Origin of the sequence: Moraxella sp. CTOTU47915 (genome assembly GCF_031986685.1) — a bacterium.
GTDB lineage: Bacteria > Pseudomonadota > Gammaproteobacteria > Pseudomonadales > Moraxellaceae > Faucicola > Faucicola tetraodonis.
Map to the genome: position 1 here is coordinate 1 of NZ_DAMAAE010000003.1, position 26,924 is coordinate 26,924.

18 protein-coding genes and 1 pseudogene are annotated in these 26,924 nt (G+C 45.2%); 12 read left to right on the forward strand and 7 right to left on the reverse strand.

Features of this window, described 5'->3' with window-relative positions; genetic code table 11:
• Positions 1-257: 257 nt before the first annotated feature.
• The 5 genes from rpmI to RTL34_RS03370 all read left to right on the forward strand — a co-directional run bounded on the left by rpmI (position 258) and on the right by RTL34_RS03370 (position 4,910).
• On the forward strand, positions 258-452 hold the full coding sequence (gene rpmI, locus RTL34_RS03350) for a 50S ribosomal protein L35 (RefSeq protein WP_036604595.1): 195 nt from the start codon (positions 258-260) through the stop codon (positions 450-452).
• A 48-nt stretch (positions 453-500) separates the two neighbouring features.
• Positions 501-860: a 50S ribosomal protein L20 gene (rplT, locus tag RTL34_RS03355; RefSeq protein ID WP_007117209.1), complete on the forward strand. Its 360-nt coding sequence runs from the start codon at positions 501-503 to the stop codon at positions 858-860.
• A gap of 114 nt (positions 861-974) precedes the next feature.
• Positions 975-2,045 carry a phenylalanine--tRNA ligase subunit alpha gene (gene pheS, locus RTL34_RS03360; RefSeq protein WP_312114591.1) on the forward strand — a complete coding sequence of 357 codons (1,071 nt, stop codon included), beginning with the start codon at positions 975-977 and terminating at the stop codon, positions 2,043-2,045.
• Between the two features lie 9 nt (positions 2,046-2,054).
• Positions 2,055-4,469, forward strand: coding sequence for a phenylalanine--tRNA ligase subunit beta (pheT, locus tag RTL34_RS03365; protein WP_312114593.1), 2,415 nt, complete (start codon positions 2,055-2,057; stop codon positions 4,467-4,469).
• A gap of 123 nt (positions 4,470-4,592) precedes the next feature.
• Positions 4,593-4,910 (forward strand): integration host factor subunit alpha, encoded by a 318-nt coding sequence (locus tag RTL34_RS03370; protein ID WP_095356749.1) that lies wholly within the window; start codon positions 4,593-4,595, stop codon positions 4,908-4,910.
• Between the two features lie 147 nt (positions 4,911-5,057).
• Here RTL34_RS03370 and RTL34_RS03375 read toward each other — a convergent pair whose 3' ends face one another.
• From RTL34_RS03375 to RTL34_RS03405, 7 genes are all read right to left on the reverse strand, one after another.
• Positions 5,058-6,035 carry a MetQ/NlpA family ABC transporter substrate-binding protein gene (locus RTL34_RS03375; protein WP_312114594.1) on the reverse strand — a complete coding sequence of 326 codons (978 nt, stop codon included), beginning with the start codon at positions 6,033-6,035 and terminating at the stop codon, positions 5,058-5,060.
• Between the two features lie 162 nt (positions 6,036-6,197).
• The gene (locus RTL34_RS03380) at positions 6,198-6,887 is read right to left on the reverse strand and encodes a methionine ABC transporter permease (protein WP_312114595.1); all 690 of its coding nucleotides are present in this window, start codon (positions 6,885-6,887) and stop codon (positions 6,198-6,200) included.
• A gap of 67 nt (positions 6,888-6,954) precedes the next feature.
• Positions 6,955-7,692, reverse strand: a complete 738-nt coding sequence (locus RTL34_RS03385) for a methionine ABC transporter ATP-binding protein (protein ID WP_312114597.1) — start codon at positions 7,690-7,692, stop codon at positions 6,955-6,957.
• 168 nt (positions 7,693-7,860) lie between these two features.
• A complete protein-coding gene (locus RTL34_RS03390; RefSeq protein WP_312114598.1) occupies positions 7,861-9,465 on the reverse strand; it encodes a sensor histidine kinase in 1,605 nt (534 codons plus the stop codon).
• A 169-nt stretch (positions 9,466-9,634) separates the two neighbouring features.
• A complete protein-coding gene (locus RTL34_RS03395; protein ID WP_312114600.1) occupies positions 9,635-10,372 on the reverse strand; it encodes a response regulator transcription factor in 738 nt (245 codons plus the stop codon).
• A gap of 302 nt (positions 10,373-10,674) precedes the next feature.
• The gene (locus tag RTL34_RS03400; protein WP_312114602.1) at positions 10,675-13,857 is read right to left on the reverse strand and encodes an efflux RND transporter permease subunit; all 3,183 of its coding nucleotides are present in this window, start codon (positions 13,855-13,857) and stop codon (positions 10,675-10,677) included.
• A 64-nt stretch (positions 13,858-13,921) separates the two neighbouring features.
• Entirely contained in the window at positions 13,922-15,142 is a 1,221-nt protein-coding gene (locus tag RTL34_RS03405; RefSeq protein ID WP_312114604.1) for an efflux RND transporter periplasmic adaptor subunit, read from the reverse strand.
• A gap of 490 nt (positions 15,143-15,632) precedes the next feature.
• On the opposite strand from RTL34_RS03405, the gene pilG reads away from it, so the two are divergent.
• From pilG to RTL34_RS03440, 7 genes and pseudogenes are all read left to right on the forward strand, one after another.
• Positions 15,633-16,019: a twitching motility response regulator PilG gene (gene pilG / locus RTL34_RS03410; RefSeq protein WP_007115403.1), complete on the forward strand. Its 387-nt coding sequence runs from the start codon at positions 15,633-15,635 to the stop codon at positions 16,017-16,019.
• A 246-nt stretch (positions 16,020-16,265) separates the two neighbouring features.
• On the forward strand, positions 16,266-16,628 hold the full coding sequence (locus RTL34_RS03415) for a response regulator (protein ID WP_312114606.1): 363 nt from the start codon (positions 16,266-16,268) through the stop codon (positions 16,626-16,628).
• Positions 16,629-16,633: 5 nt separating this feature from the next.
• Positions 16,634-17,170, forward strand: a complete 537-nt coding sequence (locus tag RTL34_RS03420) for a chemotaxis protein CheW (protein ID WP_312114608.1) — start codon at positions 16,634-16,636, stop codon at positions 17,168-17,170.
• A gap of 419 nt (positions 17,171-17,589) precedes the next feature.
• Positions 17,590-18,624 (forward strand): annotated as a pseudogene (locus tag RTL34_RS03425) (methyl-accepting chemotaxis protein); the annotation flags it as partial.
• A 96-nt stretch (positions 18,625-18,720) separates the two neighbouring features.
• Entirely contained in the window at positions 18,721-18,939 is a 219-nt protein-coding gene (locus RTL34_RS03430) for a hypothetical protein (protein WP_309597125.1), read from the forward strand.
• 256 nt (positions 18,940-19,195) lie between these two features.
• A complete protein-coding gene (locus RTL34_RS03435) occupies positions 19,196-25,906 on the forward strand; it encodes an Hpt domain-containing protein (protein WP_312114613.1) in 6,711 nt (2,236 codons plus the stop codon).
• A 28-nt stretch (positions 25,907-25,934) separates the two neighbouring features.
• Positions 25,935-26,888 carry a chemotaxis protein CheB gene (locus tag RTL34_RS03440; protein ID WP_312114615.1) on the forward strand — a complete coding sequence of 318 codons (954 nt, stop codon included), beginning with the start codon at positions 25,935-25,937 and terminating at the stop codon, positions 26,886-26,888.
• Positions 26,889-26,924 lie beyond the last annotated feature (36 nt).

A 26,924-nucleotide genomic window follows, 5' to 3' on the forward strand; every position in this document is an offset into this window, starting at 1 on the left:
TCAAAATTTCCTCATTATGTCCTTTTGTATATTAAATGTTCAACACAACCTAGTAAAAAATGTTAAAGTAGCATAAATAACATGGATGTCAAAGAAAAAATTAGTTTTAACAATAGCGTGCATTCACCAATGATTTTTGATAAAATACCGCCTCCCACCTCAAGGCAAAAAATCCAGTGTGATGAGGATTTTTTGACAAACAGGTTAACTTCACTTGATAAAGATGTTTAATCTCTGTCAAAAACGAACAAGAGGCTATCATGAAATTAAAAACTCGCCGTGGTGCTGCCAAGCGTTTCAAAAAAACTGGTAACGGTATCAAACGCAAACAAGCATTCAAACGCCACATTTTGACCAAAAAATCTCCTAAGCGTATCCGTCAATTACGTGGATGCAAATTGGTACACGTGTCTGATGAGAAACGTGTTTACCGTATGTGTCCTTACCTATAATTTATAGGTACTCAATCAACTGATATTACAAAACTTTAGGAGTAAATTATGGCTCGTGTAAAACGTGGTGTACAGGCAAATCGCCGTCATAAAAAAGTATTGGCTCGTGCAAAAGGTTATTACGGTGCGCGTTCTCGTGTGTTCCGTGTTGCTGTACAAGCAGTTACCAAAGCTGGTCAATATGCGTATCGTGACCGTCGTAACAAAAAACGTTCATTCCGCCGTCTGTGGATTGCACGTATCAACGCGGGTGCGCGCTTAAATGGCTTAAGCTACAGCCGTATGATTAACGGTCTGAAAAAAGCTAGCATCGAAATCGACCGCCGTGTATTAGCAGACATCGCTATGCATGATGCGCAAGGTTTTACGGCATTGGCAGAAAAAGCAAAACAAGCACTGGCTGCTTAATTTGTTTTAAAGCGATTTTTCAAAAAGCCATTAAGTGCAAGCTTAATGGCTTTTTTTATCGCCATATTTTAGTTAAAATGCCTATCACTATTGATAACCAAGATTGCAACGCTCATGACAGAAATAACGACTGACAAACTTACCCAATATTCTGAAAATTTAACCGATATCACCCAAGACCAATTTTCCCAATTTGTTCAAGATGCCAAAGCCTTAATTAGCACCGCACAAAACCCCCAAGACCTACAAAACATCCGCGTGACTTTAACGGGCAAAAAAAGCCATTTGACCACTTGGTCGAAACAGCTAGGCGGACTCGATGCGGACGGTAAAAAGACCATCGGTGGCATGCTGCATCAAGTACGTACCCAAATCAATGACAGCCTACAACAAGCGCAAAGCGATTTAGAAGCCAAAGCCTTGGCTGCCAAACTTGCCAGTGAATCCATTGACATCACCCTGCCAGCACGTGGACAACAAGCGGGTAATTTGCACCCTGTCACCATGACCGCTGAGCGTATGCAAGGGTTTTTCCGTCAAGCAGGCTTTGAAGTCGCAACAGGCCCTGAAGTTGAGAGCGACTACTATAACTTTGAAGCGCTAAATATTCCAAGCCATCACCCAGCGCGCGCCATGCACGATACCTTTTATTTTGAAAAACAGCATTTTAATGCCAATTATGTGCTACGTACCCATACCAGTTCGGTGCAAATTCGCACGATGGAAAAGGGCAACCTGCCGATTCGTATCATCTGCCCAGGACGTGTGTATCGCAACGACAGCGACCAAACGCACTCACCGATGTTTCATCAGCTTGAAGGTTTGTACGTCAGCGAATCGACTAATTTTGCTGAGTTAAAAGGCTTGATTCATGAGTTTTTGCAGGCGTTTTTTGGTCGCAAACTCACGGTGCGTTTTCGCCCATCGTATTTTCCATTTACTGAGCCGTCTGCGGAAGTGGATATCCTTGCCGATACTTATGCAGGTGGGGGCAAGTGGCTAGAAGTGATGGGCTGCGGTATGGTGCATCCAAAAGTGTTGTCCGATAGCGGTATTGACCCGACCAAATACCAAGGTTTTGCATTTGGGATGGGGATTGAGCGCTTTGCCATGTTATATTATGGGGTAAATGATTTACGCTTGTTCTATCAAAATGATGTCAGATTTTTAAAGCAGTTTGCTTAGGGGAAAACAATGAAAATTAGCGAAAACTGGTTACGCCAATGGGCAAACCCAAACTTAAGCGCTGAGCAAATTGGCGAACAACTGACGATGGCAGGATTAGAGCTTGATAGCTTGGATAAAGTCGCCAAAGACTTTAGTGGTGTGGTGGTCGGTGAAGTGATTGACGTCACCCAACACCCCGATGCCGATAAATTGCGCGTTGCCAAAGTGAATGTCGGTGAGCATAGCGAAACACCCTTACAAATCGTTTGCGGTGCGCCCAATGTCGCCGCTGGCGTGCGTGTGCCTGTGGCACTGGTGGGTGCCAAACTGCCGCCCGCACAAGGGGATGAACCCTTTAACATTAAAAAAGGTAAACTGCGCGGCGTAGAATCGCACGGTATGCTGTGTGGTGGTAGTGAGATTGACTGTGATGATGGTGTTGATGGCTTGCTACTGTTGCCACAAGACGCCCCGATTGGCATGGATATCCGAGCGTATCTTGGCTTAGACAATCATGTGCTAGATATTTCAATCACCCCAAACCGTGGCGACTGTTTTAGTGTGCGCGGTATCGCCCGTGAGCTTGCAGTGCTCAATGATTTAGAGTTTCAACTGCCCTTTGACCACATCACCGCAGCTGTGACTGACAACGATAGCCCAGCGGTTAGCGTAGAGACCACGGACTGCCCGCGTTATTACGCGCAATTGGTCAGTGGACTGACAGGCACGACGCCATCACCTGATTGGATGAAACAAGCCCTAAATGCCTCAGGCGTCAAGCCACGTAATTTACTGGTGGATGTGACCAATTACGTATTACTTGAGCTCGGTCAGCCGCTGCATGCGTTTGATGCCGACAAGTTGGTGGGCGCAATTATCGTGCGCCATGCCCAAAAAGGCGAAACCCTTGAGCTTTTAAATGAGCAAACCATTACCTTACAAGGTGATGAGCTGGTGATTGCCGATGAACAAGGCGTCATTGCGTTAGCAGGGATTATGGGTGGGCTTCGCACCGCAGTGACCGATAGCACGACCCGAGTGGTAATCGAGAGCGCATTTTTCAAACAGTTGGCGATTGCAGGTAAAGCACGCCGTTTTGGCTTGCATACCGATGCGTCACAGCGTTTTGAGCGGGGTGTTGATTTTGAATTGCCAAAATTGGCACTCGACCGCGCGGTCAGTCTATTAGCGACATTTGGCAATAGCTCAAGTGAGGTTAGGGTCGGTCAAATCACGCTGGTTGAAAACACTGCTGAACTGCCAAAACGTACGCCAGTGACGCTACCGATTGTCAGTATCAACAAATTGTTAGGCGCGGATATCGCCACAGATAAAGCCATTGAGATTCTAAATAGTCTACAAATCAGCACCGAGTTACAAGGCGAAAATCTGGTTGCCACGCCGCCAAGTCATCGTTTTGATATCGCCTTGCCCGAAGATTTGATTGAAGAAATCGCCCGCATTTACGGCTATAACAATATTGCCAACAAACTGCCAGCGTTTACCAGTAACTTGTTTGACAATAAACGCCAAAATGATTTGCATAACTTAAAAATGAGCTTGGTCAATCAAGGTTATTTTGAAGCGGTGAGTTTTAGTTTTAGTGATGCCAAAGTCGAAGCTTTGTTTGATGGGGCGCATTTTGCTGCACCACTCGCGCTTGCCAATCCAATCTCAAGTGACTTAGCGGTCATGCGTCGTACCTTGCTGTCTAGTTTGTTGCCTTGTGTGCAATATAACTTAAACCGTCAACAAAACCGCGTGCGTCTGTTTGAGACGGGTCTGCGTTTTGATGGCAGTGATATCGCAAGCTTAAACCAAGTTGACACTTTGGCGATGGTGGCAGTCGGCAGCACCTATCCAGAGCAGCATCATGACAATCGTGTGATGGATTTTTACGACCTAAAAAATGACGTCGAATCGGTTTTTCCGCGGTTTGCGCAGTCTGCTATCCGTTATCAACGTAGCGAGCAGCCGTTTTTACACCCCGGTCAAAGTGCCGATGTACACTATCAAGGCAAGGTGATTGGCTGGTTAGGTCAGTTGCACCCACAGATTGCCAAAGCCTTGGATTTGCCGACCACTTGGGTGGCACAGCTGAATATACAGGCGGTGATTGACATGCACCAGCAGGCATTGACCATCATGACGCCAAGTAAATTCCCACAAGTACGCCGTGATATCGCTGTAGTGGTAGATAAGTCGATTGCTATGCAATCAATGAAGGATACTATCAAACAAGTCGGGGGCGAGCTATTAAAAGATGTGTGGTTGTTTGATGTATATGCTGGCAGTAACCTGCCTGAAAACCAACAATCGCTTGCTTTTGCACTGGTGTGGCAAGACGTCGAAGCCACGCTTTCTGACGAGCGTATTAATGCACAAATGGAAGCTGTCATCGCTGCGCTACATGAGCAGTATCACGCAACGCTACGTATGTAATCTTGGACTAGCAAATTATGACAGTCGATACAATGTTTTTCTTTGATTTTAAAGTAAAAATAACTATCGACTGTATTTGCTAGAATCGCTAGAATAGGAACATTTAGTAGGGTGGGTATGATAATGAATATGCAAGTTGAAGGAAAAACCTTAACCAAATTAGAAATGATCAATCATTTGATGGAAAATTTGGGCATGACGCGCCAAGACAGCCGCGCATTTGTGGAGAATTTTTTTTCAGAGTTGTCAGAGACGTTGATCAAAGGTCACCAAGTCAAGCTATCGGGTTTTGGTAACTTTGAGATTAAGGATAAAAGCCAACGTCCAGGTCGCAACCCAAAGACTGGCGAGATGGTTCATGTCACAGCGCGCCGCGTTGTTACCTTTAAAGCGGGGCAAAAAATGCGTCGCAGTATTGAAGATAAACTATTCACAGAATAACGCGCTTTATTATTTTTTAGATTATTTCCAGTTAATTTAGGCGTTTTAAAATCAATTAACGCATTTTGACCATAAAACATTCTGTCTATAAATTTTAACCATAAAAAAAAGAAGCTTAATGCTTCTTTTTTTATGCCAATCATGCCACTATTTGGCAGCAGAGGCGGTTGCACTGGCAGCTGCTGGTGTCGCAGGGTTTTCACCCCAGATAGCTGGGTATTTGTAACCTGGGAAAGTTTTGTGGGCGTATTGTTTAAATTCTTCTGAATTATACGCATTGGTCACGTCTTTTACCCATTGTGTGTCTTTGTCTTTGGTGCGAATCGCTGACCAGTTGACATACGCATAGCTAGGTTCTTGGAACAGCGCTTCAGTCAATTTGATACCTGAGCTGGTCGCATAGTTACCATTGATGACTGCAAAGTCAACGTCAGAGCGCGCACGTGGTAATTGTGCCGCTTCTAGCTCTACCAATTTGATATTTTTTGGGTTTTCTGCGATATCATTTTTTGATGCGGTCAATGGGTCGATATTGGCTTTAAGTTTTACCCAGCCTAGTTCGTTGAGCATTACCAGCGCGCGTGCAAAGTTGCTTGGATCGTTCGGTGCAGCCACGGTGGTACCGTCTTTGACTTGTTTTAGGTCATTTAATTTACCTGGATAGATGCCAAGCGGTGCGGTAGGCACTTGGAAGGCTTCAACGATATCTAGGTTGTTATCCTTTTTGAAGGTGTCGAGATAAGGTTTGTGTTGGAACACGTTGATATCAATATCGCCATCGGCTAAGGCTTTATTTGGGCGCACATAGTCAGAGAATTCAACCAATCTGACTTTATAGCCTTGTTTTTCTAACTGCGGTTTTACAGAGTTTTTAACCATGTCACCAAAGTCGCCCACAGTAGTACCAATCACAATTTCAGATTTGTTCGGGTCTATACCTGTGCTTACCGCTGCTGTGGTAGTCGTTGAGCTTGCGGTGGTCGTGGTCGTAGTTGTGGTGGTGCTGGCTTGTGCTGTGGTTTCGGTTTTGCTTTCAGGTTTGCTACAACCGACTAAGGCAATCCCTGCCACCCCTACAGTTGCTAATAGCTGCGCGATATGGCTTGATAAATGCGTTAATTTCATACCTTCCTCCAAAAATGAAAAAATAAACGGATAAAACAATCAGCTTACCTTAACATATTCATAAAAAAAATGTTATTGAGAGTTAACCTATGGATATGAAATTTTTTCATAATTCCTAGAAAAACCATCAATAACAATTTTTTAAACCGCCATCAGCTAAAATTAACGTTTATCCAGACGGTGCGCCAAAATATTACCAACCGATTGGATGATAATCACCATCACCACCAATAAAATCACCATAAAAATCATCACGTCATTTTGATAGCGGTTATAACCATAACGAATCGCCAAATCACCAAGACCGCCACCCCCAATCATACCTGCTGCCGCACTATAAGAGAGTAAACTAATCATCAAGGTGGTAATACTCAAAATCAAACTTGAGCGTGACTCGACCAATAACACGTTACGAATAATCGTCCCAGTACTTGCACCCATTGATAACGCCGCTTCGATGATCCCTTTTGGCACATCACGCAGATTTTGCTCAACGAGCCTAGCAAAGTAGAAGATACCGGCGACACTCAAAGCAAGCGATGCCGCGATTGGACCAATGGTGGTACCGACAATGAGGCGAGTGACAGGAATAATCACAATCATCAAAATCACAAACGGAAAAGCACGCATGATATTGGTAAAGTTGCTAAGTACTGCATACAGCGATTTATTGTCGGCGAGCTGATTTTTACTGGTCAAAAATAGCGCGACGCCGAGCAATGTACCAAAGATGACTGACGCAGCCGTTGAGATACCCACCATAATCAGCGTTTCCCAAAACGCTTGCCAAATTTCTGCTTTCATCCCCAAAAGATTATCAACCGCGCTTTGCCAAGTTAATGTATTTGCCATGAAATTACCCAACGATTCAATTTAAAACTTAAAAGATTATCCAGCCATCGACCATGTTTGTGCGCCGTTAATCATCACTAATCAGCAGCTGCCCAATCGGCGTGGTGGCATGAATTTGCCCCGAATGTACGTCAGCGACCTCAAGCAATCTGCCCTTATCAAGCAGGGCGACGCGGTTACACAGCTTGCGAATCACGGACATTTCATGGGTCACAATCACGATAGTGACGTTAAACTTGTCATTAATATCCTTGAGACAGGCTAACACCGATTTGGTCGTCGCAGGGTCGAGTGCAGAGGTAGGCTCATCGGCAAGCATTACATGAGGCTTGGGTGCTAACGCCCGTGCGATACCTGCCCGCTGTTTTTGTCCGCCAGAGAGCTGGGCGGGATAGTGGTTGGCGCGATTGACCAAATCGACAATTTCAAGGCATTCCATCACCCGCGGCTTGATGGCTGCTTTTTCCCACCCGGCAATTTCTAGGGCAAAGGCAATGTTTTGTGCCACCGTGCGATTTGCCATCAGATTAAACTGCTGAAAAATCATCCCGATATTTTGACGGGCATGGCGCAAATCGTGGGTGGACAGCGAGGTCAGCTCCTTGCCATCAATGGTGACCGTGCCGCTATCTGGGCGTTCAAGTAAATTAATCAAGCGTAGCAAAGTAGATTTGCCTGCGCCAGAATAACCCATCAAGCCAAAGATCTCGCCTTGTTGGATTGTGAGCGATGTCGGTTCTACCGCGGTAAACCAGTTGCCATCTTGGGTTTGGAAACGTTTGGTAACGTTATCAATGGTAATCATGATAATAAAAAATTTTGCAGTGGCTAAAAGAAGGTAATTTTAGCACAGCTCGTCGTCAGCGTTTAGTCGCTTTAACGAATAAATAAATGCCGAATGGTATGTTTAATTAAATAATAGAGGAGAAAACCGAAAAAATTTTGACAAAGCCATAGGCAGAGATAAAAGCGGTTACGATTGGGTGATAGGTAATGTGACCAAAAAGCGGGTATGACCATGCACTGTGTCGGTGATAATACTACCGCCATGGGCTTTGACAATCTGCGCGACCAAAGATAGCCCGAGCCCTGAACCTTTTTTCTCTTGTTGTAACCGTACAAATGGGCTAAAAATATCGGTGCGTTTGTCTTCAGGAATGCCTGTACCTTGGTCGATAACCGCAATACACACCTGATGAAATTCTGGCAGGTGCACAACGTCAGATTTTTTACGGGAAAAAATAGACGATTTATTTTTTGGTTTGTTAGCCAGTTTGCTCGAAGTTGCCTCGCTAGCTGCTGTGTCCGTTGCGGCGGGACTATTTGTCGATGACATTTCAGGGTCAACGGTGATGTCATCGCCGTTTGTGGGGTCACTGGTGGTATCTTTTATAGAGACGGGCAAAGCCACTTTATCTTTTTGAGTATCGGTATCTTTTGTACTCTCTTGCATCGCTGGTGGGGCATCAATTGCCAGTTGATTACCCGCATCATCAATGGCATACAGCTGTACACTCACAGGTGGGACGCCATGAAGATGGGCATTGTCGAGCAAATTACGCACGAGGTGGGTGAGAAGTTTGGCTTGTCCTTGGATGATAATATGACCACCTGCAAAGCTAGCTTGTGGGTAGTGCTGAATCTCGTTTTTAATTAACTCATATAAATCGACGTCTTCTACTTTTTCTATCGCATGACCGGCATCCATACGACTGACGAGCAAAATACTTTCCACCAAATCATTAAGACCCGTTAAATCACGGTTGATGGCATCAGCACGTTTTTGTACTTTATCTTGTATCGTTTTGTCAAACTGACTTGCCAGCATCGTCATCATTTCAACTTGTAGACGAATACGGGTAATCGGTGTACGAATCTCATGTGAGGCATGGGCTAACAGCAGTTTATTGGCATTCATCAAGGTTTCGATACGTTCGGCGGTTTGGTTAAAACCACGTGCCAAAATGGTAATTTCATCATTGCCTACAGGCGTGACACGGGCAGAGAAATCGCCATCACCCAGTTGGGTGATTTGCCGACTTAGCTGATTAATACGCCATGTCATGGTGCGCGCAATCATCCATAACATGCCCGACATGATGAGCAGCAGTAGCAAGGTGCCTGTCAATAAATTAATCGCGGGCGAAATCGCACGGCGGTTACTAAGTTTTGATTGGTATAATAGCACATAACCTGATTGGCTATTAACTTGAATTTCGGTCGGGTGTTTTGGATCATCTCTAGGAAATAGAGATAAAAAAAATGGCGGATTTGGCGGTAAGGTGGCAGGCAGCCCACGCATGATCATAATCGCTTCGCCACTTTTGCCATCATATAAACCAAATTTGGCGTTGAGTGAATCGCTATAGATATTAAAACTACGGCGTACGAGGGCAAGTAGATAACGGGTTTCGAGATTTTTTTGTTGGTTCTGTGCCGTGCGCAGCTCAACTAGTAGCGGGTCTAGCTGCTGGGTGACTTGGCTGGCAATGACTTGGTGGCGGGTGTTGGCAGAAGTATCGTGTACCAAGTGGCTTAAAACTACCATTGCCCCAGCAAAAATGACCAATGCCAGCATAACGCTGGCAAATAACTTGCTAAATACACTATTAAATTTTATGCCGCTCAATCGCACACAGAATCCAGAAATCGTGGGTCATCACAGGCTATTATAATAGCTTTGCTAGCATAAATAACCAAGGATAATGACCTTTTGCGTGTTAAATTTGTCAAGCAATCTTACACTCTTACACTTGGTCAGTGGCAAACTGATAGCCGACACCACGCACTGTGATGATGCGTTTTGGCTGGCGAGGATTGTCTTCAATCAGCGCGCGCAGACGTGAAATATGCACATCGATGGCACGGTCGATGTTATCACTACTGTCATCGTTTGGCATCGCATGCCACAGCTGTTCACGGCTCAGTACTTTACCTGAGTGGGTAGCAAAGTAATGTAATAACTGAAACTGATGAGTAGTCAAACGCACCGGCTCATCATCAATCGTCACTTCATGGCTGTCTGGGTAAACCTTTAAGCGACCAAATACTAAGTTATCTTCTTTTTGCTGGTGAAGCGGCAGGTCGTGACGGCGCATGACTGCACGGATACGCGCCAATAGTTCACGCGGTTCAAATGGTTTTGAGACATAGTCATCCGCGCCCATCTCAAGACCCAGCACGCGGTCAGTGGTGTCACCTTTGGCGGTGAGCATGATAATCGCCGTTTGCGTCAGACGGCTATCTTTGTGCTGACGAATACGTTGACACACTTGCATGCCATCCATATCCGGCAACATCAAATCTAAAATCACCAAATCAATGGATTTGGCAGGGTTAAATAGTGTCTCTAACCCTTCTGTTGCAGTTGGGGCATGCTGAACCTCATAGTAGTTCATGCCCAAATATTCGCTAATCAACTCGGCTAAATCTGGATCATCCTCAATCAATAGTACGGTTTTAGTACCACTATTATTATCTTCCATCACCAACTCCAAAAAATTTCTAAAATAAATCAGTTGTTATTATTGCTTTTGCTTATCAAAGCTAGGCTGCTATCATCAATCAAGAGCCTATAATCATAAGCAAGAGATTATTATCATAAAGCAAGAGAGTGCCAATATGATAGTGTCTTACACAGTTTTATAAAACTTCTTAGCTGCCAATCATACAGCTATCAATCACACAGCCCAATTAATCCAATTAATGCATAGCCCAATTTAAAATTGTACTGGGCTACTCATTCTTAAGTTTCTTTACACTGTATAAAATTGTAATGAATTATTGCTTAAAGTGAGTCGTGGCGCTCTATCTCAGGGGTTGCTGCTTTCTTTTTAGCCAATAACCGAAAAAACCGCTGTTTGCCATCATCTAAATAGGTATAAATCACAGGCACCACAATCAAGGTCAATAAGGTTGAAGTAATCACCCCGCCAATAATGGCGTGTGCCATCGGTGCTTGCTGCTCTGAACCTTCACCAATGCCCAGTGCCAGCGGTACCATCCCCATCACCATGGCAGCGGTAGTCATCAAAATTGGGCGCAGGCGCGTTTGACCCGCGAGCATAATAGCTTCATTTCGGCTCAAACCCTTTGATAAAGATTCTTTAATAAAATCAATGAGCAAAATCGCATTTTTACACACCAATCCCATCAGCATGATAATACCGATGATAGAAAACATATTAAGACTAGAACCGAATAAAAATAACGCAAAGAACACCCCAATTAGCGATAATGGCAGCGACGCCATAATCGCCACAGGGTATAAGAAGCTATTAAACTGTGACCCTAACAACATATAAATAAACACGATTGCCAGTCCAAGTGCGGTTGTTGCGTAGCCAATGGATTCTGCCATGTCTTTATTAGAGCCTTGTACCGCAAAGCTGTAACCGGGCGGCAGTTTCATCTCGTTTTGGATTTTTGTGATATCCGCGCCGATATCACCTGCCGGTCTGCCGTCCGTGTTGGCTTGGACTACCACCTCACGAAACAGCGAACGCCGGTTGATTTGCGGTGCACCTAAGGTTTCACTAAAATTCGCCACTTGCGATAGCGGCACTAGCACTGGTTGACCATTTTGATCCGTACGGCTTGATGACAAGTACATGGATTGTAGTTGCGAGATGGTCTGGCGGTTGTCGTCATTTAAGCGCACGTTGACATCGATATTGTTGCCGTTGTCATCTTTAAAGGTGCTCACATTGTCACCGGCCAGCAGCGGGCGTAATGCTTGTCCGATTTGCCCAATCGAAAGACCGGCGTCATTTGCTGCTTCTCGGTTAATGGTGACATTGACCATTGATTTGGGCTGTTTAAGCGTGCTTTCCAAATCTACCAAGCCATTGACGTTTGAGAGTTTTTGCATAAACTCATTGGATAAACGTTGCAGCTCATTTAAATCATTGCCTTTGATGGATATCATAATCGGCTTAAGACCACCGCTGACCGCCATGGCAGCGGCTGCCACAGAGGTGACTTTAATGCCGCCTACCTGCTGCAATTGCTCACGCATGGCACGGTTTAAGGCATCTAGTCCGCGCGTGCGCTCATCTTTGGGTACTAACGATACATTCACTTGTACCCGATTGTTACCGCTATAGGACATCGCATTAACCGTGGCATAAGTATTGGTAACCTCAGGAAAACTTTGTAATACCGCATTGACTTGTGCTGCTTTTTGCTGGGTGTAGTCAAGATTGGCATTAACAGGTGTTTCAAATTTGACTTTGATTTCATTCATATCCGCTTGCGGGACAAACTCTTTGCCCACCAACCCCACGGCAAAAAACGCGGCAACCAGTGAGCCAATTGCAATAAGCACCGTTATCAAACGATGGCGTAGACTCCACGCAAGAATATGGCTATATAGATTGGTCAACCGATCTAACAGGCGCTGAAAACCCGCTAATAGCCAAGCAATCGGTCGCTTGCGAAACGATACCCGCCCATTGAGTCGGTCATGTTGGTGCGCGGCATCTGGGTCTGGCCAAATCGAAGACAACATCGGGTCAAGTGTGAAACTAACAAATAACGACAGCAACACAGCGGTGGAAACGGTCACGCCAAACTGATAAAAAAAGCGTCCGATAATCCCGCCCATAAAAGCCACGGGTAAAAATACCGCCACAATCACCAGCGTCGTCGCTAGCACGGCAAGCCCGATTTCTTGGGTGCCATCAAGCGCCGCTTGGCGGTGATGTTTGCCCATACCCACATGGCGTACGATATTTTCCCGCACCACAATCGCATCATCAATCAGTAGTCCGATACATAATGCCAGCGCCAGTAGGGTCATCATGTTGATGGAAAAACCAAACGTCCAAATCGCCGCTAAAGTACCGAGCAGCGAAATGGGCAGCGTCAATCCTGTGATAATGGTCGAGCGCCACGACCCTAAGAACAACCAAACAATAAACACCGCCAATATCGCCCCTTCAATCAAGGTGCGTACCACATTATTTAACGAGCCGCGAATACTTTTGGAGCTATCAGCCACCACCGTCATAGTGACACCTGAGGGTAGGGTCGCTTGGATTTCTGCCAGACGCTGCTGGGTTTTATCAACCACATCAATCACATTGGCATCCGACATTTTGATAATATCCATTGCCACCGCAGGTTGACCATTTTGTAGCGACGCTGACTCAGCCTCGGCTTGCCCATCAACGACTTGGGCAACTTGCGATAAGTACACAGGCACGATAGCACCCGTGCTTGAACGATTTTGGGCGACAATGATTTGGTTAAACTCATTGGGTGTTTTGACCAACCCGTTGACTTGAATCACCATTTCTTGGTTTTGATTGTTGATAGTACCAACAGGTAATTCGACGTTTTCTGAGCGTAGCGCATTGCTAATTTGATTGACTGAGACTTTATAGGCATTCATTTGGGTGGGATTGAGTAGCACACGGATTTGACGCTGACGACCCCCCAAGATATCGACACGACCCACCCCTGTGACTGTTTGTAGCTGTTTTTTGACCGTGTTGTCTAAATAAGTGGATAATTCCCGAAGCGACATTTTGTCAGAGCGAAACGTGACAGACACTACAGGTGCGTCGGCAGGATTGTACTGCGCAACGATAGGCGTGGTGACTTCATCCCGAAAGGTGGGGGTCACCAGTGCCAATTTATCACGCACGTTTTGCGCGGCAACATCGGATGGGATATTTAAATCAAACTGCACGATGACTTGTGACAGGCCTTGTTGGGTGACGGAGGTCACTTCTTTGACACCGGCGATGGTATTGACTTGGTCTTCAATTTTTTTGGTAATGTCGGTCTCGATGACTTCAGGCGAAGCACCACTATAAACGGTATTGACCACCACAAAAGGGAATTCAATATTAGGAAATTCCTCAACTTTCATGCGAAATGTTGCCAGTAATCCAATGACCATCAGCGCGAGCATGATCATGGCGGCAAACACAGGATTGTTGATACTGACGCGGGTAAGCCACATAGCAAATTCCTAATACTAAAATTTTTAACAATATAAAATGATTGAATGAAACACTATCAGTAAGCTATTTGAGCACGACTTTTTTACCCACATCATTGGCATTGAGATTTGCCACAATCACTGTGGTGTTAGGCTCGATGCCAGCAATTAAATACTGACTGGTATCGTCAAGGTGTTTGAGTACCTTAATAGGCTGTTTGGTAATCACATTGTCTCTATTGACCACCAAAATCGTGCCAGCTTCTAAGGTTGGACTTGTGGCGGATTGGTCACTGGAGTTATTGGCTGCGCCTTTTGCTCCAGATTCGAGCATTACCGCTGACATCGGCACCAATACCCCAACTTGTGCAACCCCATAATTAAGCTTGCCCGTGGCATACATGCCTGGGCGAAGTCCACGATTACGCTGAGAAGGCTTAACCGCGATATAAATGGTCAGCTGGCGAGTGGCGGCATCGACTTGGGGTGAAATGCGGCTAATTTGTCCGATGTACTGATTGGTTTGATTACTAATAGTAAAAGGCACTTGTTGACCGAGTTGTAGCTGTGTTTGTGCTTCGCTAGGGACATTGGCGGCAAACTCAAGTTTATTGGGGTCAATGATTTCCATCAAGGCTTGGTTTTGCGTAACTACCTGTCCGACATTGACGCTGCGACTGCTGACAATCCCAGAGGTAGGGGCATAAATAGTGGTATCACCAAACATTTTTTGTGCGCTACTTAATTGGGCTTGTTTGGCTTTGATGGCTTCACGCTGGGCAATACTATCTGCCACACTGCGCTCATACTCTATTTGTGAGACAAAGCCTTGCTCGAGCAAAATTTTATTACGCTCAGCAAGTTTATTGGCGACGATGGCTTGTGCTTGGGCGGCGGCAACATCGGCTTGCGCTTGAGCGAGTTGGTTTTTACTATCGCTGATATCAAGTCGCACCAGTGGCTCACCTTTTGCCACGGTTTTGCCCACATCAGCGAGCACTTGCTGCACTTGTGCATTCACGGTTGATTGTACCACTGTGTGGTCTGAAGGCTGCAGTGTCCCTGTCACGGTGACGCTCGGTTCAAATCGGTCTGCTTTGGCGGTGATGACATCAGCGGCTAATAGCTGAATTTCGTTATTGGCGATTTGCGTGGTGGCTGACGCCGTGGTGACTTGAGTGTTTTGGGGTGACAGCGGGCTTTTGCTGTCGTTTTGCTGTTTTTGGCAGCCACTCAAACTCATAACAGCGCTAGCCACGGCTAGGCCTAATGGTAGAACTTTGGTGATAAACTTCGGTGTTATCATGAATGAGACGTCCTCAGCGCAAACAATCAACTTAAAAAAATATAAAACGATGTAGAAATAGCCAGTGCAATAAACTTTTCTAAGCTTATCTCAAGATGTGTCACTAGCATCATGGAATCCGTGTATATTAACATGGGTGTATGGGCAATCTACAAAGCAGTCAATAGATCAAACCTGAATCATCATAGGATGTTAAAAATGAACGATAAGTGCATCGATTTAAGCATACTTTGCAGCAAAAAAGTATGGTAGTATTTTAAAAATAATCAGCATACAGTTGGTTTGTAACTATACTGTGTGAAATATTTGTTATATCTTATAAAAATTATTTACAATAGCTTCGTTTGATTGTCAAAAATTGTACCAGTTGCTTTTGAGGGTTGAGGCATCATTTGATAGTTGCCCCAACGCCTATAACTTAAAGTTTTGAGCAATCGCTATAGGACAATGGGTAGCAAAATCATAGCGAAACAACCATTAGGAAAATATTATGGATGCAAATTTTGAAGGCCTAAAAGTCATGATTATTGACGATTCAAAAACCATTCGTCGTACCGCAGAGACGTTACTTGCCAAAGCAGGCTGTGAGGTGATTACGGCCGTTGATGGCTTTGATGCGTTGGCAAAAATTGCGGATACCAACCCAGATTTGATTTTTGTCGATATCATGATGCCACGCCTCGACGGTTATCAGACTTGTTCACTAATCAAAAACAACGCAGATTTTGCTGCCACGCCCGTGATTATGCTGTCATCAAAAGATGGCTTGTTTGATAAAGCGCGCGGTCGTATCGTCGGCTCAGATGAGTACTTGACCAAACCATTTAGTAAAGAAGAGCTATTTGATACCATTGAGCGTCATCGTCCTGCGTCTTAATGCGCTGTGCTTCTTCATGCGCTAGGTTGAAGCTAAACAGCATGCCATTGCTTGCAACTGTTGTTAACCCCTAAAGTCTGCAATCACTCGATATGACTGAAATATAAGCCCAGATTGCAACCTAGCTAGACGTAGATTTGGGATGCGTGTTTAGTTTAACCGTTGTGCTGTTGGGTTTTTATTCCCACCGACATACAAAACAGTAAAATATTAATGCAATCAATAATTAGGTAAAAGGGTAAGTGTATGGCCAAAATCTTAGTAGTTGATGATTCACCATCACAAATGGCAAAATTTCGAGATATTTTGACTCGTCATCAGCACGAAGTCATTGAAGCGCATACAGGCGAGGATGGAATTCAAAAAGCCAATGAGTTTTTCCCCGATGTGATTTTGATGGATGTGGTCATGCCAGAGATGAACGGCTTCCAAGCAACCCGCAAACTTACCCGTGACCCAAAAACCAGTCATATCCCTGTCATCATCATCAGTACTAAAAATCAAGAAGCTGACCGCGTCTGGGGCAAGCGCCAAGGCGCACGGGATTATCTCAGCAAGCCGATTACAGAAGAAGCCTTAATCACTGTAATCTGCGCCGTGATGGAGTAGGTTTCGTGTCCTCAAACGGCTTTATCGAGCTTTTACGACTCGCTGACCGCGGTATCAAACGACAAAAAGGTACCCACTTTGACCAAAGAAATCAGTGGCTAGGGGTCGCGTTTTCGCTCGGTGGTCACCACTTGGTAGCCCCACTCGGTGATGTGGCTGAGGTACTATCTTTGCCTGCCTATACCTCGGTGCCTTTGTCAAAACCTTGGCTGCTAGGGATTGCCAATGTTCGGGGACGGTTATTACCGATTACCAATTTGTCAAACTTCTTAGGTTTACATCCATCAGGTTTAAATTACCAATCAGGCAATCAAAAGATTTTGGTGATTGATCAACCCAAGCTCTTTAGTGGCTTACAAGTTGATGAGGTATTGGGTATCCAAACCTTTAGTCGTGGGCAATATCAGCCTATCGAGATGCCGAACGATTCGCCGCTCGCGCAGTATACGCATGGTCGTTTTAGACAAAACGAGCAGATTTGGTATGTGTTTATGCCAAGCTTATTGGCGCAAGACACGCGTTATTTAGAAGCAGCGTTATAACCTAATTTTCTAACTCATTAAAACAATTGAGGGTTTACCATATCATGGATACTAAAACTTCGACCCTAAGTACCAATACCAACTCCCCTGTCGCGGTCGGGCCTAGCAAGAGTAATTATCGTTTGAATAGAGGGGACTCAATCAACTGGATTATTTGGGCAAGTATTTGTGGTGGTGTTGCTAGTTTGGCATTTATTTATCGACTCTACCAATTGATGATTTTGGTACGTCAACAGAATAGTGTTGCCCATAATTTTTTGACGATTTGGTTGCCCTCTATTTTGATTGTATTAGGCGTCATTGGGGCGATTTACTTTTTGACCCGCCAGATTAGTGCCAAAACCCATCGCGAAATGGTAGAACGTGAACGTGAAACGCTGCGTCAGCGTCATGAGATGGAGGTTGAATCTGAACGTGCCCGCAGAATCCAAGAAGAAAACGAACGTAACCAAATGGCGATTTTGCGTTTGCTTGATGAGTTAGGTGACTTAGCGGAAGGTGACTTGACCGTGAACGCAACGGTATCAGAAGACTTTACAGGTGCGATTGCAGACTCGGTCAACTTTGCGATTGACCAATTGCGTCAACTGGTTTCTGCGATTAACGTCACCGCAGAGCGAGTCGCTCGCGCCTCTGACCAAACCCAGGCAACGGCAGTTGAACTAGCCCAAGCCTCTGAAAGCCAAGCGCAAGAGATTGCGGGAGCCTCTGCAGCGATTAATGAGATGGCGGTGTCTATTGACCAAGTATCTTCAAATGCCGCCGAATCTGCTGCGGTTGCGGACCGTTCGGTTGCGATTGCCTATAACGGGGCAGAAGTGGTACAACGTACCATCGATGGTATGAATACCATTCGTGACCAGATTCAAGAAACCTCAAAACGTATTAAGCGCCTTGGTGAATCATCGCAAGAGATTGGCGATATCGTTGGGCTGATTAATGACATTGCTGACCAAACCAACATCCTGGCGTTGAATGCGGCAATTCAGGCATCGATGGCGGGTGAAGCAGGGCGTGGTTTTGCGGTTGTTGCTGACGAGGTACAGCGCCTAGCAGAACGTTCAGCCACAGCGACCAAACAGATTGAAACACTGGTTAAAACCATTCAGGCAGATACGAACGAAGCCGTGATGTCGATGGAATCAACCACGGCAGAAGTTGTACGCGGTGCGAAACTTGCAAAAGATGCGGGTGAGGCGCTTGAAGAAGTACAAACTGTATCGAACAACTTGGCATCATTGATTCAGAGTATCTCAAATGCGGCGCGTCTGCAGGCGGCCTCAGCGGGTCATATTTCAAATACCATGAACATCATTCAAGATATTACCTCGCAAACCACATCAGGTACCATGGCAACCGCTCGTTCAATTGGTCAGCTTAATGAAATGGCGGCGGCGCTTCAAGAATCAGTATCGGGCTTTAAATTGCCAGATGATGCTTTAGCACATGCTTAATGGGTAATGATTGATGGCTAATTAGGCTTAGTACTCAACAGTTAGAAAAGTAAGGGGTGGTTTTAACCACCTTTCTTTTTATGCGTGTTAGCTCTTATGTGTGTTAGATCAGGGGTTGCACGCTGTGGTTTTAATCACTACCTTAAAGACGTTGGCAGGGATAAATTTTCGCTAATCCCTACAAAAAAATCACAATGGCAGTTCTTTAGCAAAAATTTGGTAGATGCGCAGCAACCGATGCCTTTAGAGGCAGGTCAATGCCAACTGGTTGCCCGCAACAATGTGTTAATTGATGATTTTTGGCAATTTGAGTAGCGCGATATCGTGCGTTATTTAGCCCGTTATTTGATTGCAAAACGGTTGTCCTAGATTGGCTCAAAGCATTGGCAAATATCGCAGCGCGAATGGGTGAACATTATAACTTATAAAAGGTATCAACCTGAGTTGACGCCAGACAGCGGGTAAGTTATTTTAAGTGATATAAGAAATTAATAAACGACTGCGTTACAGCTACCTTAAAATCGATAAAAATCGTCATCGTTTTTGACAGTCGTTGTCCTAGGAATATGGTATGAGTAAACAACGTAATTTGATCGCCTTAGACTGGTTGATGCCTGTTTTAAAAGACGTATTTGGTGAGCTTAACCAGTTGCTACAACGACATGACGCGCAGCCAGCGTGGCAGTTAATCGGTCAACATTTGCACCAAATCACCGGTGCGCTCGCGCTTGCCAACCAGCCTGCCTTATCAAAACTGGCGAAAACGCTTGATAAAACCACTATCGCCATTCAGCAAGAGACTTTATCCCCGCAGTATTTTAGTCAAATCAGCCATGCGGTGAGGTTGTTGCAATTTGACATTGAACAAGTACAAGCTAAACAGCAGATTCATACCGATTGGGTCAATGACCGAATCGCTTATTTTGAGCAGCTGCTTGGCATAGCATCAACTTATGAGCCCATCCCACCTGTCACAGACAATGCTTTATTATTTTTAAGCCAATTAGCCACGCCAGACATCAAACACCCATGGGACAGTGCCCAAGCCGATGAGTTACTCAAAGTTTGGCGTTATACCAGTTTGCAACTACTACAAAACGCGACCAACGACAGCAAACATTTAGATGCACTGACCAAGGTTGCTGGCTATTTATCCCAAGCTGCCATCTACCCTGCTTGGCGTCAATTTTGGCAGTTGGTCGCAGTGTGGTGCAATAACCTAACCCTTAATGAGCAGCCTGCGCCAACCGCTTATGCTTCGCTATTAAATAGTCTGTCATTGGTGCTGACGCATGATTTGACTCTCACCCCTGATATTACCGTGTCTCGTTTGGGGGTTGATGTGTTATTAGCGCTCAATGCGTTAACCCACAAATCGCATGACGCTAAAGCCCTGTTATCAAGCTTGGATATCAATAGTAGTGACACGCTTGATAATCTATTTAGTCAAGTATTAGAAAAACTTGAAAGAATTATTCATCAAGTGCATGAGCCGCTCACTATTTTGCCGCTGCTTGAATCGGTCAAAAACAGTTTGGCAAATCGCGGTTGGGTGTTTTATGAAAACCAAATGGCGCAAATTATCGATGATGTGCGCTTGATGACGCAAGATACTTTTATGGCGTCATCACTGACTTGGCAGGTAGAACGCCAGCTGCAAGATTTTTATAGCCAGTTGTTGTCAACGGTTGAAACCCTTGATAGCCAAATTGGCTTACAGCATTTTGCCTATGCCAGCAATCCGCAAAATGAAGCGGTGCGGCAAACGCGCGTGCATGTTGAACATATCAAGCGGTCGTTTAATCAATATATCCAAACCCGTGATTTAAATAAGTTAACAGCCAATGAAGAATTGATTGCCACCATTCAAGTTTTTGGGGCATTAGGCTTAACACGTCCCAAAGAATTGGTCGAACAAATTCGCTTATTATTTAGCCGTATCCATAAAAATTCGGTACAGGTATTAAGCTGGGAAGCCAGTGATGCCATCGCCGACATGATTGCCCGCTTTGAGCTATTTTTGGATTATTTATCCAATCAGTCTGTCAATGAAGAATTTTTGGATGAAACCCAAACACAGCTTAACCGCGCCAATTTATTGCTTAATCGCTTAATCGAAACGCCATTAACCGCCGCTGAAGTGGTAGCACCCACCAAGCACTTTGGCAGAGATACGGTGATTTACGATGATGAAGGCGAACGTATTGCCAGTGATATTGAATCACCAGCACAAGTGCTAGCTACTGCTGCAGAAGCGCCTAACACGCAAATGGCTACCACGCAAACGCCTGTCACGCAAACGCCTATGATGCAAACGACTGGCGTGCAAGAATCGCAAGCGCTGGCGGCTGCAAGGCAAGCCCTCAAAGATGATGACTATAGTATGGATGAAGATATCCGAGATATTTTCATTGAAGAGGCGCAAGAAGTCCTCGCTGAGTTGGGTGAGCAAATTCCCGTATGGGAAGTGGATACCCATGAATTAGTCGCGCTCAAAGATATCCGCCGAGGTTTTCATACCTTAAAAGGCTCAGGTCGTATGGTGGGCGCTCATCAAATTGGTGAGATGTGTTGGGCAGTAGAAAACATGCTCAACCGTGTGCTAGATGGTACTTTAGCGGTTAGTGATGCGTTAGTGGGCTTTATCAAAGATACCCATCGCAAACTGCCGACACTGGTTGAAGATTTTCAGCAGCAGCGGGCACCAAGTATTGACCCTGCGGTTACCGTGTTGCAAGCGACTAATCTATTACAGCAGCAGCCGATTAACACAGGTCTGCCAGAAACCAATGGCTTAAATAGCCTTGTACCAGTCAGTGCTAGTGTGGCTAAAGACAGTGATAATGTGGCTCAAGGCAATGAAGCTGCGAGCGACACTGCGCCATCAACCACAGGGGATATTTATGCCTTACCTGAAGTGGTGGCTCGCGAATATGAGCAGCTAACGACGATTACAGATGCAGTCAGCGATCCCGATATTCAAGAAATCTACATCGAAGAAGCCAATGAAGTGATTGAGACAATTGCACCGCTTAACCAAGCTTGGCAAGCTAAGCCCAATGATTTTGATACCTTAAAAGAAATCCGCCGAGGTTTTCATACCTTAAAAGGCTCAGGTCGTATGGTTGGCGCCAATCAGCTAGGCGAGCTTGCCTGGTCGATTGAAAACATGCTCAATCGCGTGCTTGATCATACCATAACAGTAGACGAGGGGGTTTTACGTCTAGTTGGTGATGTCATTGAGGCATTTGGCGGGCTCATCACGATTTTTGCCCAAAATCGTACAGATTATCCCGCAGTGATTCAATTATGGCAAGCCGTCGCTAATAGCTATGCCAAAAAACATGGCGACAGCTTTAGCTATCATCAAGCCTTATCCGCTTTCGCGGGACAGGCAGCAGCTTCGCCAAGTGCGTCACACTCAAGTGCGCCACACACTGATGCGGCGCTTTCGTCTACTAACGCCACCGCACAAACGCAAGCGCTACAGGATGTCAGTGGCATTAGTGACATCAGTAGTGAAATGGATGTCGCTGATGACGTATTTATTGAAGAAGCAGACGAGTTATTGGTCAATATTGATAACTTTATCACCCAGCATTTGGGTGAGCCTGCAACGCATGTGCCTGATGCCATATTACGGGCATTTCATACCTTGCGTGGTGGCGCAGCGCTGATTGAACTCGACAATGTTTATCGCTTAAGCGCTGCGGTAGAAGAAGCACTGGGCGACTTATTACATAATGAAATGCCGCTCACCGCCAGCCAGTTATTGACCCTGCAAGAGGCCAAAGATCTGCTGCAAACCTATATTGATAAGCATAAAATCCATCATGATGTGACGGTTGTGGAAGATAACACTGACATTGTTGCTGACTTGATTGAGCGTCTAACAGATGCTAATGCCGAATCTTATGAAAGCACAAAACTGACTGTCAAAGATTTGATAGCGCTTGGGATTGATGACTTACTCGCTGCCGATCAGCAAGCGCAAGCTAAGTTTGCTGGCGAGAATGAACAAGTTATTGCCTATGCCCAGCAGCTTGAACAACAGGCAGCAAGGCTTGCGCAGGCGTCTGAAGGTTTGAGCTATTTTATCATTCCAAGCACCTTACAGTTTGCCTATAAAAAACTGACTGATTATCCGCAATTTGCCAAAAATGAAGCCATTTATGATGCCTTAATGGGCTTACATAATCAGCTCATCAATATGTTTGACGCCATTGCAGCAGGCCTGCGCGTCAATATCGATGAAGAGGCGATTGAAACCTTAAGAAAATTATTGGCAAAAAATCAGTACCAAGCCGAGATGGATGCTATCGAGTACCAACCAGTTGCTACAGATGATGAACTATTGCAAATTTTCTTGGATGAAGTGCAAACCATTCAGCCCGACGTGCAAAATTACTACGACCAATGGCTCAATAACCTTAGCAATTTAGCGGTCACCAAAGAACTAGCTAATTATATGCACATGTTAAAAGGGGGTGCAGAGCTACTCGGGGTAACGAGTATTGCCGAGATGGCGCTACGTGGTGAGCAAGTGTATGATGCCATTGATAAAGGTATTTTAGCGAGTGATGCCGATACCGCTTCATTGGTGCAAAAGCTGCATGAAACCATTGCCTCGCAGCTCAAGCAAGTTCGACAATTTAGTCGCTCTTTTGAAGCCACAGATTTTGCCCAGCAAATTGATGAGGTTATCGCTGGTACAGTGCAAAGTCGAGACTTGGTATTTGCAGTGCCGATGATTGTTGAAGCCAATCCTGAAGAGTTGATGGAGCAAAAACAACTTGCCCAAGAGGGTGATAGCGCGATTGCAAAAAATGACCCACTCTACATCGAAGAAATTATTAATAACTTTGAAGGGCGTCGTTTAGAGACTTGGAAAGGTCAAGAGCCTGACGAAGATATCTTAAAAATTTATCTTGAAGAAGCCAAAGAACTGATCGATAGCAGCAGCCAGCATCTACAAGAATTCCGTAGTAATAACAGTGATCTTGCAGCCTTACAAGCCTTGCAACGTGAATTGCACACCATCAAAGGTGGCGCAAGAATGGTCGGAGCTGAAGGGATTGCCACGTTGGCTCACGAAATGGAAACCATCTACGAAGAGCTAGGCAGCCGCCGCAAACCTGCGACGCGTATGATTGGCAACCTATTGGCGGTGTGTCATGACTGGTTAGCAAATGCGATTTATGTATTAGAGAATAAATTTAACCCACAAACGCCTGTGGCGTTGGTTGCTGCGCTGCAACAATTCTCGCGAAAACCTGATAGCTTAAAAGAAATCCCCAATGCTAACCTCACCAGCCAAATTGAGCAAATTGATATCTATCGCAGTAGTTTGGGACAAAACACGTTAGAAGTCAAACAGCGCGACCTAAGCGTCATGCCGCTGATGACGGGTAACTTTGAATCTGAGCAAGATCAATCGAACCTTCATGCTGAGACACTTAGGATTTCTGCAAGTGCTATGGAGCGCATGATTAACCTATCAGGTGAGTCCGCGATTAACCGCTCGCGAATCGAGATGGGTATATCAAGTCTATCGAACAATATCGAAGAGATGGGCGAAACTGTACAGCGTCTAGCAGATCAGCTACGCCGTATGGAAACAGAGCTTGAGATTCAAATCTTGTCACAAATTGGTGATGAGCATGCGTTAGAAAGTGACTTTGACCCGTTAGAGATGGACCAATATTCATCGCTCAACCAATTGTCAAAATCGCTCTCGGAATCAGCATCGGACTTGTTAGACATCAAAACGACCATGCTCGATAAAACCCGTGAAACCGAAAACTTGCTACTGCAGTTATCACGCACCCAGTCCGATTTGCAAGAGGGGTTGATGGATTCACGTACTGTGCCATTCTCGCGTATCACGCCACGTCTGCAACGGGTCGTCCGTCAAATAGCAACCGAACTGGGTAAATCTGTTGAACTGCGAATCCTAAACGATGAAGGTGAAATTGACCGTAATATCCTTGAGCGTATTACCTCGCCGCTTGAGCATATGCTACGTAACGCCGTTGACCATGGTATTGAAAAATCGCAAGAACGTATTGAAAGTGGTAAATCAAGAACAGGCTTAATCACGCTTGAAGTGCTGCGTGAAGGTGGTGAAATCGTTATCAATTTAATCGATGATGGGCGCGGTATTAATGTCAATGCCGTACGCCAAAAAGCGATTGAGCAAGGCTTGATTTCTGCTAAAGATACCAGTCTAAAAACACTTGATATCATGCAGTATATCTTTAACGCAGGTCTGTCCACCGCCAAATCCGTATCACAAATCTCAGGCCGTGGTGTCGGTATGGATGTGGTACAAAGTGAGGTCAAGCAGCTGGGTGGTGTAGTCACCGTCGACTCTGAAAGTGGCAGAGGCTCACGCTTTACCATGCGTTTACCATTGACGGTTGCGGTGTCTGATGCCTTAATGGTTAGGGCAGGGGATAAATACTTTGCTGTACCATTGGTGCAAATTGAACGTGTGATGCGGGTCAATATCGATGCGATTGCTAATTTTTATACCACGAATGCCGATACTATCAATATCGATGGACAAGCCTATCGTCTGCGCTATCTTAATCAGATTTTATACGGTAGCGACCCGGTAGATGCACTAGCACACCAGTCAAGCAGTGTACCAGTGATTATTATTCGTACTGACTTAGGTCAGCGCATGGCGCTGCAAGTCGATATGATTGCAGGCTCTCGTATTGAAGTGGTTGTCAAACCGCTTGGTCGTCAGCTCTCACATATTGATGGAATTTCGGCTGCTACCATCATGGGGGATGGTTCGGTTATGCTCATTCTTGACTTGGTGGCATTGATGCGTAATGTCAGCAATATCGCCAAAGTCGAGCAGCAAAAAGCCAATAAGTCGGTCAAACAAGCGCACAAACCCGTGGTACTAATTGTGGATGACTCAGTAACCGTACGTAAAGTCACCTCGCGCTTACTAGAACGTCACGGCTATGATGCCCAAGTGGCAACGGATGGTATTGATGCGCTAGAAAAACTGCAAGAAATGCTACCGGAAGTCATTGTATTGGATATTGAGATGCCACGTATGGACGGCTTTGAAGTCGCCAACCATATTCGCCATAATTCACGGCTCCAGCATATTCCTATTGTCATGATTACATCGCGTACCGGTGAAAAACACCGTGAACGCGCGTTTGATATCGGGGTGAATGAATACATGGGTAAACCATTCCAAGAACAAATGCTGTTAGACACGTTAGCGCGCTTTACCCAACAAGCAAAAACTGACTAAGCCGACCATGTAAAGGATACAATCATTCATGCTGTCAAAGCACTCACCGCCGCTGCGATTTTTTATCGTTGCTGAGGAAAATCAGCAACGGCTTGCCTTTAGCGATACCATTCGTTCTTGGGGATTTGAAATCGTGGAATGCTTGGTAGCGTCACAGCTGACCGAAAAACATTTTCAGCAAAAAGTGGATGTATGGCTAGTCGATACCCAAGATGATTACGCAGTCATTCAAAATGTTGAAAAACAGCTGAATGTCAATTTGACTAAGATTGTATTACTGGGCTTTGTCACGGCACCTTATATCAATGAAAGTCTGTTATATGCCAAATGGCAACGCCAACTCAAGCGAAAAATCGCTATAATGCTAGAACGTAGCGATTTGCTAGCGCACTATGAGGCTGCCAAGCGTGAAATCAAACCGTGGAAATATGTGGTATTGCTCGCAGCATCAATGGGCGGACCGCTCGCCATTAAGGAATTTTTAGATAATTTGCCCGAAGATTTGCCAGTATCCCTGTTACTAGCGCAGCACTTCAACCAAAATATGCTCAACACCTTGCCAAGAATTTTAAATCGTCACAACGAGTGGCGCTGTGACATAGTGACCAATACCCAAAAATTATTGTCAGGGCGTTGTTTGATTTTACCGATTGACCACAGCGTGGTGTGTGATTCCAATGGACGGGTAATTTTGCAGCGCAAACCTTGGCAAGGCAGTTACAAACCCCCAATCAGTGAGGTCATGCGTAATTGCAGCGAAGCGTTTGGCAACAACTTAATCACTATCGTGTTCTCCGGTATGGGCAATGATGGTAGTGATGCGGCAGCGACGGTCAAAAAAAATGGCAGTATTATTTGGGCACAAACCCCTGATAGCAGCACCTGCGCCAGTCAGCCACAAAGCATGATTGAAAGCAATCAAGTTACTTTTGTTGGCACCCCTAAGCAGTTAGCTGAGCAGCTAATCGCCTTGTGTGGCTAATGCTATAGGCTGGTAGCGACCGCTAAATTTCTTATT

What these genes read in the sequence shown, in the direction of transcription:
- rplT (WP_007117209.1), top strand. Translation starts at nt 501, where the DNA reads ATGGCTCGTGTAAAACGTGGTGTACAGGCAAATCGCCGTCATAAAAAA.
- pheS (WP_312114591.1), top strand. Translation starts at nt 975, where the DNA reads ATGACAGAAATAACGACTGACAAACTTACCCAATATTCTGAAAATTTA.
- pheT (WP_312114593.1), top strand. Translation starts at nt 2,055, where the DNA reads ATGAAAATTAGCGAAAACTGGTTACGCCAATGGGCAAACCCAAACTTA.
- RTL34_RS03370 (WP_095356749.1), top strand. Translation starts at nt 4,593, where the DNA reads ATGAATATGCAAGTTGAAGGAAAAACCTTAACCAAATTAGAAATGATC.
- RTL34_RS03375 (WP_312114594.1), bottom strand. Translation starts at nt 6,035, where the DNA reads ATGAAATTAACGCATTTATCAAGCCATATCGCGCAGCTATTAGCAACT.
- RTL34_RS03380 (WP_312114595.1), bottom strand. Translation starts at nt 6,887, where the DNA reads ATGGCAAATACATTAACTTGGCAAAGCGCGGTTGATAATCTTTTGGGG.
- RTL34_RS03385 (WP_312114597.1), bottom strand. Translation starts at nt 7,692, where the DNA reads ATGATTACCATTGATAACGTTACCAAACGTTTCCAAACCCAAGATGGC.
- RTL34_RS03390 (WP_312114598.1), bottom strand. Translation starts at nt 9,465, where the DNA reads ATGCTGGCATTGGTCATTTTTGCTGGGGCAATGGTAGTTTTAAGCCAC.
- RTL34_RS03395 (WP_312114600.1), bottom strand. Translation starts at nt 10,372, where the DNA reads ATGGAAGATAATAATAGTGGTACTAAAACCGTACTATTGATTGAGGAT.
- RTL34_RS03400 (WP_312114602.1), bottom strand. Translation starts at nt 13,857, where the DNA reads ATGTGGCTTACCCGCGTCAGTATCAACAATCCTGTGTTTGCCGCCATG.
- RTL34_RS03405 (WP_312114604.1), bottom strand. Translation starts at nt 15,142, where the DNA reads ATGATAACACCGAAGTTTATCACCAAAGTTCTACCATTAGGCCTAGCC.
- pilG (WP_007115403.1), top strand. Translation starts at nt 15,633, where the DNA reads ATGGATGCAAATTTTGAAGGCCTAAAAGTCATGATTATTGACGATTCA.
- RTL34_RS03415 (WP_312114606.1), top strand. Translation starts at nt 16,266, where the DNA reads ATGGCCAAAATCTTAGTAGTTGATGATTCACCATCACAAATGGCAAAA.
- RTL34_RS03430 (WP_309597125.1), top strand. Translation starts at nt 18,721, where the DNA reads ATGTGTGTTAGATCAGGGGTTGCACGCTGTGGTTTTAATCACTACCTT.
- RTL34_RS03435 (WP_312114613.1), top strand. Translation starts at nt 19,196, where the DNA reads ATGAGTAAACAACGTAATTTGATCGCCTTAGACTGGTTGATGCCTGTT.
- RTL34_RS03440 (WP_312114615.1), top strand. Translation starts at nt 25,935, where the DNA reads ATGCTGTCAAAGCACTCACCGCCGCTGCGATTTTTTATCGTTGCTGAG.